Raw genomic sequence first — 11,497 nt, forward strand, 5'->3', positions numbered from 1 at the left:
AGTCAGCTCCTGGTTTGAAGATCAGCGACGGAGTGATCCGACCCCGCCGTATGTTGACCGCCTCGAGCGAGGCGTTTGGCTTGGTACATTGCCGCGTCGGCGGCGTGGAGCAGGGTGCCCGGTGTGGCACCATGATCCGGGTAGACGGCAATGCCGATACTGAGGGAGGTCAACACGGAGGCGTTGCCGGGCAATTGAATCGGCACTTCCATGCTGGCGATGATTTTTTCAGCGATCCGCTCGGCATCCTCGGCCTTGTGCAGGGGTGCCAGTAGCACGGCGAATTCATCGCCCCCCAGGCGCGCGACCAGGTCATCCTCGCGCAACTGGGCCCGGACCCGGGTCGCCACGGCCGTCAGCACCGCGTCACCGGCGGCGTGGCCGAAGTTGTCATTGATGCCCTTGAACCGGTCGCTGTCCAGGTACAGCACGGCCACTTGCTCGTTGAGCTTGCCGGCATTGCGCAAGGCGCGAATCAGTCGGCCCTCGAAAAACGCCCGGTTCGGCAAGCCGGTCAAACTGTCGTGGCTGGCCTGGTGCGCCAGGGTTTCGTTTTCGCTTTGCAGGTGGGTCTGCCAGGACTCCAATTCATCGAGCAAGGCGTTGAAGTCATTGGCCAGGTTGTCCAGTTCAGCAATGGCCGCCGGCGGCACGCGTCGGTCCAGGGCGCGTTCGCTGCGTGCCGCGTGGGCCACCTCGGCCAGGCTGCGCAGCGGCCCGGTGATCGCACGCAACTGGCGCCGTGCCAGATAAAGCGCCACCCAGGCACTGACCGCCGTGCACAGGATGATCCCCGCCAGGCCGCTGAGCAAAAAGCGCAACAGGCTACCGCCATGCCCCGCCAACACGATACGGCCGACGTTCTGCCCTTGATGAACGATGGGCAGGCTGATGGGCTTTTCCAGGAACGCCTTGGCAATGTGTACTTCCAGTTCCGACAACAGGCCGGTTTGCGGTCGCTGCCAGCGCGCCAACAGACGACCATGTTCATTCAACACCTGGGCATCGGCGACTTCCTCGGTGGAGGCGATCAAGGCCAGTGCTTCGGTGGCCGCGGCCGAATCATCGAAGACCACGGCGGCTTCCACGGTGTAGTTGATCGAACGGGCGATCAGGTGCAGGTTGTGATCGGCGTAGACCCGCAACGCCAGCAGGCCGAGCAGGGTCAGGGAGACACTGGCCATGGTGATGGCCACCAACGCGACGATCAGATGGCCACGACCGATGACCGAGCCCAGGGTGGGACGGACCCTTGGTTTGCGCTGTTTCATGGCGTCGCCGGCCTGCGACGGGAAAGCTGCAGCACACTTGGATGGATGCGCACACCACTGCGCGCCACAGAGTCGAGGTTGACTTCGAAAGACACTTGTTCATCGCCGACCCGCAGGCAGAACAGGCTCCCCACGGTGCACTGGTCGCCGCCTTCGCTGATGCTCAGCACCGGCTTGCCGATCAAGGACGCAAACAAACGGGTGTGCTCATCGTTGGTCAGCCTGCCGACATAGACCGCGTTGCAGTCAGTGGCGACATCAGGATGATCGGCCAGCAGCCGCTGCACCGTCACCGCCCGCCCCGTGGCCTGGGTGGTGCCCTTGACCAGATCGTCGGTGTATTGGGTTGGCCCGACGATGCACAGCTTCAGTTGGGTGGGCTCCACAGGCCAACGGGCGTAGCTGAGAATGCCCAATACCACCTGGGTCACCGCTTCGGCCCGCTGCTGGGCCTGGGTCGTGGTGACTTGCTCCTGGGCCAGCGCGACAGGCAGCAACAGACACAAAAGGCCGGCCAGCAGAACATGCCCCCACCCCTTGCTGCGCACTGCCTCCCGTACAGGCACTTTCATGGAAAGTCTCTTGATCCAGATGATAAGTGCCGGAACGATAGCACAGTGCCAAAAAGCCAGCGAGACCACGTCTTACGCAGACTTCGGAGCGAAACAGGCAAAATTGCCGTGGGGCATGAACCATTAAAAGCTGATGATTCAGTCAGCCTGCTCCAACTCCAGCATCAACCCGCTCAAGCGCTTGACCTTGCGCCGCACCGCCTCCTCGAAGATGCCCACTCGCGGTTCGATCAGGCTGAACCATTGCTTGCCCCGGGTAATAGCGGTGTACACCAGTTCCTTGGTCAAGACCGGGTTGAGCGCATCCGGAAGGATCAGCGCGGTATGGGTGAATTCCGAACCCTGGGATTTGTGCACCGTCATGGCATACACGGTTTCCACGTCATTGAGTCGGCTGGGCAGGACGAAACGCACACCGCCCTGGCCGTCATTGCGCGGGAAAGCGACCCGCAGGACCTGCTTGCCGGCATCGGGGCCGTCACGCTCGGGCAGCTTGAGGGCGATGCCGATATCGCCATTCATCAACCCCAGCCCATAGTCGTTACGGGTCATCAGCACCGGGCGTCCTTCGTACCACTGATGATCGCTATCGATAAGGCGGGCCTTGAGCAATGCGGCGGTGATCCGTTGGTTCAACCCTTCAACGCCCCACGGGCCTTTACGCACCGCGCAAAGCAATTGGAATTCGTCGAAGGCCGCCAGTACCTCCCGCGCCCAATCGGCCCAACAACCGTCCTCCAAGGGGCGAGAAATGGCCGGGCGACGCTGCCGCAGCAGGCTCAGGTAATGCCGATACCCCTGGGGCCCTTCTGGCTTGCCGTCGAGCAACAGCTTTTCCAGCTTCGTGTCGTGCTCACTCGCCAATTTCAGGGAGGACAGATCGGCATATTGCCCTTGCTCCAGCAACTGTCGGGCCTTTTCAGGCTGCTGCTGGTTGACCCAGCGAGCCAGTTGGCCGATCCCACTGCCTTCGCCGAAGCGCCGGGAATGCCTGAGCATGACCACTTGCTGCGCCAGGGGATGAGTGCCGTCGAGGTCTTGCCGCAGGTCACTGGCCGCCAGGTTTTCACCACTGACCGACTCAAGCCAGGCTCGGGTCCGGGGGCTGTACCAACCGTCCTCGGCGTCTCGACACAAATCCCCCAGCACCGCACCGGCCTCTACAGAAGCCAACTGGTCCTTGTCCCCCAGCAACACCAACCGTGCATGGGCCGGCAGCGCATCCAGCAGATTGGCCATCATCTCCAGGTCGATCATCGACGCCTCATCGACCACCAATACGTCCAACGGCAAGCGATTGCCTGCATGGTGGCGAAAATGCCGGGTGCCGGGGCGGCTGCCCAGCAAACGATGGACCGTCGTAACGTCGCACGGAATGCGTTCGCGCACAGCCTCATCCACGTCCAGGGTCCGGACCTGCTGGCTGATGGACTCGGTCAGGCGCGCCGCCGCCTTGCCAGTGGGCGCAGCCAGGCGAATTCGCAGCGGCTTCCCAACCTCGACGGCCGGAGCCTGCAATAACGCCAGCAGGCGCACAACGGTGGTGGTCTTGCCGGTACCCGGGCCGCCGGTCACGATGCTGAAGGCCCCACGAGTCGCCAGCGCGCAGGCCAGCTTCTGCCAATCGATCGGGCCGTTGGCATTGGCCGGCCCGAACAACCCGTCCAAACGCTCGCGCAGATCCCCAGGCGCCGCTTCATGGTCAATCAGCCGTTGGCGCAACGCCTCGTCGATCCGTCGTTCATAACCCCAGTAGCGGCGCAGATAAAGACGCTTGCCGGACAGTATCAACGGACGTTGCTGCGCCTCTTCGCTCCCATCCGCAGCCAGGGCCACCAGCCGGCTGGACGCCAGGGCCTTGCACCAATGGGCGCCGTCCAGTGTCTGCAATATTTGCGAGGGCAACAGCATCACGCCTGGCTGCAGGTCGCCCTCGGGGGGCAGCGACAGGGCGAAGTCCGGCTCCTTGAGGGTCTCGAACACATCCAGGCAAACATGCCCGTGGCCCAGTTGATGACTGGTCAACGCAGCGGCGAGCAGGACCAAGGGGTCACCGTCCGGCGCCCGTTCATGGAGGAACGCCACGAATGCCTTGTCCAGGGCGCGCAACCAGCCGCGCTCGACCCAGCGCGTCAGTAACGACAGCAGGTCCTGGGCACGGCTCAAGGGGGCCAGGTCAACCGGGCTCTCGTCGTCGGAGGCCTTGGGCAGCAGGTCGGCAAAGGAACGACTCATAGCAGTTCTCCCTGTACCCACGCCGGCTCGGCCTTGGGTTCGGGCGCGCCCTGGAACAGCCGATCCAGTTGTTCGATCAAGGCCCGTGGCGGCTTGGTGAAATACACGCCCTGGCTGGTTGAGCGGGTGCCGCGAAGGAACAGGTAGAGCGCGCCGCCGACATGCCGGTCGTAGTCGTAACCAGGAAGCCGCGCCTTGAGCTGGCGATGCAGGGCCAACAGGTACAGCACGTATTGCAGGTCGTAGCGATGGTCCAGGATCGACTGTTCCATGGCCTGTACGGTGTAGGCCATGTCATCGACACCCAGCCAGTTGGATTTGTAATCGGCCACGTAATATCGACCGTCGTGTTCGAACGTCAAATCGATGAAGCCCTTGAACATGCCGTTGAGCAGCACCGGCTCCGCCGCGACGCGGGCCACACCGCCATGGGTGAAGCGGCAAACCAGTTGATCAAGCTTTTGCACATCGACCTTGTGGCTGGCGAACCAGAACTCCATCTCGACCTGGAAGCGGGTCAGCTGTTCGAGCACCACCGGCGCCTGGTCGTCGCCGACGGGCATGGGCATTTTGATCAGGTGCTGCAGCCAGTCGCTCAATGTGGCGATCCAACCTTTCCAGCCTCGGCGATTGCAGCGTCGGGCAATGGCATCCTCGATATCCGCCGGCGCAGATGAAAAGCCTTCCCCCGCGGTCCACTCCAAGAGGCCATGGAGGAAAGTGCCGGGGCCGGGACCACGGGGAAAACGGTGGATATCGCCACCGATGGCGTTGGTCTCCCTGGGAGCGTCCGGGTCCAGTCGCTCATCGTCGAACAGTTTCTGGGCCTGCGGACTCTCTGGCGCGGTATCGCTGCCTTCGCTCAGGCTTTCGCCGATGCGCAGGGCGCTGTAAGACGCGATCCACCAATTTTCGCTGGCTTTTCGCAAGGGCACCAAGGGTTCGAGCAACACAGCGTCGTTGCGCGGCGGCCGGTAGCGCTCGTCGGTGGCTTCGGGCACTGGCTGGCAACTCACCGCGACACTGCCTTGTTGCAGGTCTTCCAGCCAACGCCTCAGCTCCACCGACTCGGCCAACGGCACACCGCCGCCCAACAGATAACCCAGCGCGGACACATGCAGGATCGAGCTGTTGTTGTTGCCCCGCTTGAGGTCCGCCACCCCCAGCCAGCAGGCATGTTGCGCCCGGGTCAGTGCCACGTAGAGCAGCCGCAGGTCCTCGGCCAGACGCTCGTCATCGGCCTTGGCGATCAATTCGGCGGTGGGCGTGAGGCTGATCTGCGCCTTGTTGGCCTCATCGTGGTAATGCAACGGCAATCGACTGCCATCCACCGGTTTCGTCGAACAGATGAAGGGCAAGAAAACCAACGGATATTCAAGGCCCTTGGACTTGTGGATCGTGACCACCTTGACCAACTGCTCATCGCTTTCCAGGCGCAGGATCTGCTCTTCTCCCGCCTGCCCGGACAAAGCCAGGTGCTCGGACAAATGCCGGATCAAGGCTTGTTCGCCATCCAGTTCACCGGCGGCCTGCTGCAACAGTTCGCAGAGGTGCAGCAAGTTGGTCAGCACCCGCTCGCCATCGCTGCGCGCCATCAAGGCCTGGGGCAGTTCGAAATCATGCAGCAGGCGTCGCAACATCGGCAGCACGCCCTGGCTGCGCCAGACCGAGCGATAACCACGAAACTGCATGACCCGGGCTTCCCAAGCCAGCTCATCCTGATTGAGGCGCTCCAGCTCCGTCAGCGGCAGGTTCAACGTGATGCTGGCCAGCGCTGCCCGTAGCGGTCGCTCCACATCCGGCTCGGCGCAGGCCCTGAGCCAGGTCAGCAAATCCCGCGCCTCTTGCGAAGCGAAGACCGAATCCTTGTCGGACAGATAGACACTGCGCACGCCCCGCGCGGACAGCTCGGCACGCACGGCCTGCGCTTCTTTACCGTCGCGCACCAGGATGGCGATATCCGCCGGGCGCAACCCGCGCAACGTTTCGCCATCGACCGCGAAACCGTCGCGTCCCGACTGGCCACCGTTGAGCAATGCCGTGATCTCGCTGGCGCAGGCGGCCGCCATGGATTGCCGGTACACCGCACCGGAAAGCGGCTGCTCCGACGGCAGGTGCCAGATGTTCAGCGCCGCAACGGCCTGTCCTGCCACCTGCAAGGACTCCTTGCGCCCCTGGGACTCAACGGACAGGAACGGCACCGGGTTCTCACCCGAAGGTTCACGGAACAGAAAGGCGCCGCGCCCCTTCGGACGGGACTCGGCCTTCTGGAAAATATGGTTTACCGCACCCACCATGGCATGGCTGGAACGGAAATTCGTGCCCAGCGTATGCAACCTGCCGGCCGTGGCCTGGCGAGCGCGCAGGTAGGTGTAGATGTCGGCACCGCGAAAAGCGTAGATCGCCTGCTTCGGATCGCCGATCAGGAAAAGCCCGGTCTCAGGGTCGTTGTCTTCGATGCGGTAGATGCTTTCGAAGATCCGGTATTGAACCGGGTCGGTGTCCTGGAACTCATCGATCAGCGCCACGGGGAACTGCTCGCGAATCAGGCTCGCCAGACGCTCGCCCCCGTCGGCCTGCAACGCCGCGTCGAGACGCAGCAGCATGTCGTCGAAGCCCATTTCGGCGCGGCGACGCTTCTCGGCTTCGAAGCGCGCCCCGACCCATTGCGCGGCATGCTGCAACACCGCGGCATCTGGCGTGGGCAACGCATCCAGGCTGGCCTTGAGACCGGCCATGGCGTCCAGCCCAGGATGGTTGGGCACTTCGCCTTTCCAGGCTTCAGCCATGCCCTCGGGGGTCAGGCGCGTGAACCCGGTGCCGATGTCCAACAGCTCAAGGCTTTCGTCATCGACCCAGGCGGTGATTTTCTGAAACCACGGTTCGAAGTAACGCGCCTGCATCTTGCGCCCATCGACAGACTTGCTGGCGACGCCTTGCTGGCAGATCTCCAGCAGCTCCACGGCCCACTGTCGCCATGGCGCCTTGAGATCGAGCAAGGCAGCACTGCGCTCCTGCAGGGAGGCGGCGATGAGTTCGGCAGGCTCAAGCCCGTCAGCGTCGCCACGCTCGCTGGAAAACAGCCCCCTCACCCGTGGCAGCAGCGCAGCCGGCCCTCCCCAATGGGCACGCACCCAATTCAGCGCCTCGCCTTGCATCGAATAGCAGAACAGCCGCCAGTAATCGCGCAATACCTCGCCCAGCAATTCACTGTGGTCGGTTTCCAGGGTCTGGGTAAACAGGCTGCCGCTGTCGAAGGCATGCTCACGCAACATGCGCTGGCACCAGCTGTGGATGGTCGAAACAGCCGCTTCGTCCATCCACTGCGCGGCGATGTCCAGCCGGTTCGCGCAGCCTGGCCATTGCTCGGCACTGAATTCATCGCGCAATGCAGCGATCAGTGAATCCGGGGCGGGGATCTCTTCGCGAAAGAAACGTGCGGCTTCGGCCAGACGGGTTCGAATTCGTTCACGCAATTCTTTGGTGGCAGCGTCCGTAAAGGTCACCACCAGGATTTGCGGCGGAAGCAGTTCGCGACCAAAACCGGACGCCGAACCGCCGTGCCCCAGCACCAGACGCAGGTACAGTGCCGAAATGGTGAAGGTCTTGCCGGTACCGGCGCTGGCCTCGATCAGTTGGCTGCCTCGTAGCGGAAAAGCCAGGGCCAATGGTGTCTGCCGACTCATGAACGGGCCTCCTCGCCGGCCGATGAACGCCATTGGGCTTCGAGCAATGGCCGATAAAGCGCATCGCACCAGTCGGGAAATGTTTCGTCAGCCATCAAGGCCGCGAAATCCGGAAACTGTCGAGCCAAGGCCGGGTTTTCCCGCCGTTCGCCTTCAAACGTCTGTCCATCGCCTTCATAGGCTTTGCGCGCCGCGGCTTCGGCCTTGAGCGGATCACTCTGGCCGAGCCAGGCGAAAGCCGTCTTCACCGCGATCGGCAACGGCTGGCGCATACCGGTCTGCCAAGCCAGCAGCATATCGCCCAGCAGCTTTCGTGCGACAGTCTCTTCGAAAGGTGCCAACAGCAAGCTGTCATCACTGGCCACCAGCGCCGTCGTCAACGACAAGCCGTTAGCGCAGGCCACGAGATGGTTGACCCAGGGCCGTATCAGGCGATGCCACTTGCGGGTCTTGGTGGAGCCGATGCTATTGGGTATAGCCGTGATGGCGAGAACCGCACCGTCGGCGCGCTGGTGCAGGCCACTGAGCCACCCTTCGACACTCACGCCCTGCAAGTGCAGGCTGACGGGCACGGCACTGCTCAGCGGTGTGGGCCATAACGCCAGAAGCTGTTGGTAACGCTGGAGCAGATCCGGCAAGGGTTCGATCAATTCGCGCTGCATGCACTCTCCGAACCCGGCCATCGGTAACAGGCCGCTGTTCTGGAGTCTCTGGGCGTGGGCGGCCAAGGCCAGATCCGGCTGGTCCAGGCGTACCAGCGCAGCCTCGAGCAGGCTGTCACTCAGGGTGTAGCGTTGCAGCGCGTCGAGCACGAAAGGTTCGTCATCGGCCAGAGGCGCCTCGATGGCTTCAAAGAATACTTTCAGCCGCTGGCTGAAAAAATGGCGGACGGGATTGCGCAGGAAGTCCTGCAACTGACCGAGGCCCAAAGGTTCTTCCTGGACGTAAGGTGCCAGCACCTGGGTTTTATCGGTGTGATCGGAAGTGTCGTGGAGCATTCGCCATTCGCTGGCGTAACTGAACAGCTCGTCACCTTGATGGAAATAACGCGCACTGAACGGTTGCAGCGGATGTTCCTGGGTCAGGGCATCGAGAAGACTCTTGCTGTCATCGGCCAACCGCCAGCCGCTGGCGAGATGATCGCGCAGTTGGCCGATCAACACCGATGCCGGTTGTTCACTGTTGTCGCGGATACTGCGACCCACCCAACTGATGTACAGCTTTTCCCGGGCCGAAAGCAGCGCTTCCAACAACAAGTAACGGTCATCCTCACGGCGGGAACGATCGCCCGGGCGATAATCGCCGCCCATCAGATCGAAGTCCAAGGGTGGCTGGGCTCGCGGGTAATCACCGTCATTCATCCCCAGCAGGCACACCAGCTTGAAGGGGATCGCGCGCATTGGCATCAAGGTACAGAAGTTGACGGCTCCCGCCAGGAAGCGTTGGGACAGCCGCCCTTGATCCAGCCCGGCCAACCACGCTTCACGCACCACCGTCAGCGGCAATTCATCTTGCAGCCCCACCGACTCACAGGTTTCCAACCAGGTTTCACGCAAGTCTTCGAGTTGGGCCAGCAAATAGTCGTCATGCTCGTTGCTCGCCTGGAAAAACAGCTGCATCAGGTCGTGCAGGCGCGAACCCCATTGCTGCGGCGATGCCGGCTGGGTGAGTTCCTGATGAGCGACCTCCAGGGCATCCAGCAACGCAACCAGCGGACCGATCAATGCCGCGTCCAGGCCACCGATCTCGTCGTAGGGCTCGATGCCGTCATAGGCCTGCGAACTGCCGACAGCGTACCCCAGCAACATGCGACGCAAGCCGAAACGCCAGCTGTTCTGTTCAAGCTCCGCGGGCAAGCCCAACCCGGCACGGTGTTCGGCGCTCATTCCCCAGCGAATCCCCGCCCCTTCGATCCAGCGGTGCAATGTCGGCAGGTCGGCCTCATCGATGCCAAACCGTTCGCGCAACGCCGGGACATCCAGCAGATCGAGGATTTCGCTGACCGGGAAACGACTGTCCGGCAACTTGAGCAAATGCTCGACGGCGATCAGCAGTGGATCACGTCCACGCTGGCCCTGGTCCGTCAGCGTGAATGGAATGAAACGAGGGTCGCTCCTGTCGAGCTGGCCGAACACCGCGCGAATGTGCGGCGCATAACTGTCGATGTCCGGGACCATGACGATGATATCCCGTGGGCGCAGAGACGGATCCGCACTGAAGTGGGCCAGCAACTGGTCATGGAGAATCTCGACTTCACGCTGGGCGCCGTGGGCCACATGAAAGCGGATCGAGCCGTCTCGCTGCGTATCGACGACAGGCCAGTGTTCCCGGGTTTCGTTCAGGGGGCGCAGTTCCAGGATGTCATCCTGCAACTGACTGAGCAGGGTCGTGGGGGTCCCATCCGTAAACAGGTCGATTCGCCCATCGCGAAATACCGCGCGGTAGCTGTTGGGGTCGTCGTAGCTGTCGAGCAGGTTGATATAGTCGCGCCCCTGCTTGCCCCAGGCAGCCAATAACGGATGGGCATGTTGATGCAGGGTTTGCGGATCGAGGACGGCGGGCATGCCGGTCTTGCGGGCCTGACGCTTGTATTGGTGGCGCAGCAGATCCTTGTCGGCGACGATGTCTGCCCAATGATGACGACATGGGTTATGCACGCAGAGCAGAACCTGGCTGAACCGGGAAAGACCGGCAAGCGCCTCGAGGACTTGGGCAGGCAACGAAGAAATACCGAATACGATGACCCGCGCCGGCAAGCCTTTCGGAGCGACTTCCAGGTTGTTGATACGCTCGATGTAGCGCTGGTGGACGCCGGCACGGCTTTGCGCCATGCCTTGTTCACCCACATCCAGCAACAAGGCTCGCCACAGTTCCGCTTGCCAGCAGTTCGCCAGCGAGAGCGGCTTGATTTCGCCTCGGACATTTCGTGTCTGGTGTCGACCTTCAGCCCAATCCTCGAGCCAGTCGGCCCGGTACACCTGGTACTGGTCGAACAGATCGGCAAGGCGCTCGGACAGTTGATAGCGCTTGCGCAGGTCGGTGTCGTGGGTGAGGAATCGTCGCAAAGGTTCGAAATGAGGCTGCTCGATCAACTGCGGCAGCAGGCGCATCAGGCGCCAGGTCAGCGGAGCCTTGTCCAATAGGGACTTGGCTGGAATCTCGTCACGCCCCAGGACTTTTCGATACAGCTGCCACATGAAACTGCCCGGCAGTTGCACATCGATGGCCGCCGCAATACCACAGCCGCCGGAGTCATCATCTTCCGGGTCTTCGGCCAGTGCGAGCTTGAGCCATTGGGCAATGCCGTTGCTTTGTACCAGGGCGATTTCATTTTCAAGGGGAGCCAGCGGGTAGCGCCGCATCAAGCTGATCACCAGGCTGCGCAACTCATCGAGGCGATTCCCGTGAACCACCATGAAAGCTGGGCTAAGGGACGTTGCGTCCGGCATGAAAGGCATCCTTGAAAATGCAAAAGCTAGGGCAGAACCTTAGCACTGTCGGGGGGCTGTGACAGCCGGGAGCTGTCCGCGCTTGTCGTAAGAACTTTCCTGCGGGCAAAACAAAACCCCTACCTGCATCAGCAGATAGGGGTTTCGGAATTCAATCTTGACGATGACCTACTCTCACATGGGGAAACCCCACACTACCATCGGCGATGCATCGTTTCACTTCTGAGTTCGGGATGGGATCAGGTGGTTCCAATGCTCTATGGTCGTCAAGAAATTCGGTAGCC

General features: G+C 62.2%; 5 protein-coding genes and 1 rRNA gene. All 6 read right to left on the reverse strand.

Annotation, left to right across the window (positions count from 1 at the left end; all coding sequences use genetic code 11):
- Positions 1 to 2: 2 nt before the first annotated feature.
- A complete protein-coding gene (locus BLO80_RS15050) occupies positions 3 to 1,271 on the reverse strand; it encodes a diguanylate cyclase DgcN/YfiN (protein ID WP_092328736.1) in 1,269 nt (422 codons plus the stop codon).
- Positions 1,268 to 1,843 carry a regulatory sequestration protein YfiR gene (locus BLO80_RS15055; protein ID WP_092328738.1) on the reverse strand — a complete coding sequence of 192 codons (576 nt, stop codon included), beginning with the start codon at positions 1,841 to 1,843 and terminating at the stop codon, positions 1,268 to 1,270. Before BLO80_RS15055 ends, BLO80_RS15050 begins: the two co-directional genes overlap by 4 nt.
- A gap of 138 nt (positions 1,844 to 1,981) precedes the next feature.
- Positions 1,982 to 4,078, reverse strand: coding sequence for an exodeoxyribonuclease V subunit alpha (gene recD, locus BLO80_RS15060; protein ID WP_092328741.1), 2,097 nt, complete (start codon positions 4,076 to 4,078; stop codon positions 1,982 to 1,984).
- The gene (gene recB, locus BLO80_RS15065; protein WP_092328743.1) at positions 4,075 to 7,764 is read right to left on the reverse strand and encodes an exodeoxyribonuclease V subunit beta; all 3,690 of its coding nucleotides are present in this window, start codon (positions 7,762 to 7,764) and stop codon (positions 4,075 to 4,077) included. Before recB ends, recD begins: the two co-directional genes overlap by 4 nt.
- The gene (gene recC, locus BLO80_RS15070) at positions 7,761 to 11,213 is read right to left on the reverse strand and encodes an exodeoxyribonuclease V subunit gamma (protein WP_092328746.1); all 3,453 of its coding nucleotides are present in this window, start codon (positions 11,211 to 11,213) and stop codon (positions 7,761 to 7,763) included. The genes recB and recC overlap by 4 nt, the downstream gene beginning before the upstream one ends.
- A 155-nt stretch (positions 11,214 to 11,368) precedes the next feature.
- Positions 11,369 to 11,484 (reverse strand): 5S ribosomal RNA (rrf, locus tag BLO80_RS15075).
- Positions 11,485 to 11,497 lie beyond the last annotated feature (13 nt).

Origin of the sequence: Pseudomonas sp. NFACC56-3, from assembly GCF_900100025.1 — a bacterium.
GTDB classification, from domain to species: domain Bacteria; phylum Pseudomonadota; class Gammaproteobacteria; order Pseudomonadales; family Pseudomonadaceae; genus Aquipseudomonas; species Aquipseudomonas fluorescens_AA.

Excerpts from the sequence above, each read along its gene's own strand:
- BLO80_RS15050 (WP_092328736.1), bottom strand. The coding sequence starts at position 1,271 with ATGAAACAGCGCAAACCAAGGGTCCGTCCCACCCTGGGCTCGGTCATC.
- BLO80_RS15055 (WP_092328738.1), bottom strand. The coding sequence starts at position 1,843 with ATGAAAGTGCCTGTACGGGAGGCAGTGCGCAGCAAGGGGTGGGGGCAT.
- recD (WP_092328741.1), bottom strand. The coding sequence starts at position 4,078 with ATGAGTCGTTCCTTTGCCGACCTGCTGCCCAAGGCCTCCGACGACGAG.
- recB (WP_092328743.1), bottom strand. The coding sequence starts at position 7,764 with ATGAGTCGGCAGACACCATTGGCCCTGGCTTTTCCGCTACGAGGCAGC.
- recC (WP_092328746.1), bottom strand. The coding sequence starts at position 11,213 with ATGCCGGACGCAACGTCCCTTAGCCCAGCTTTCATGGTGGTTCACGGG.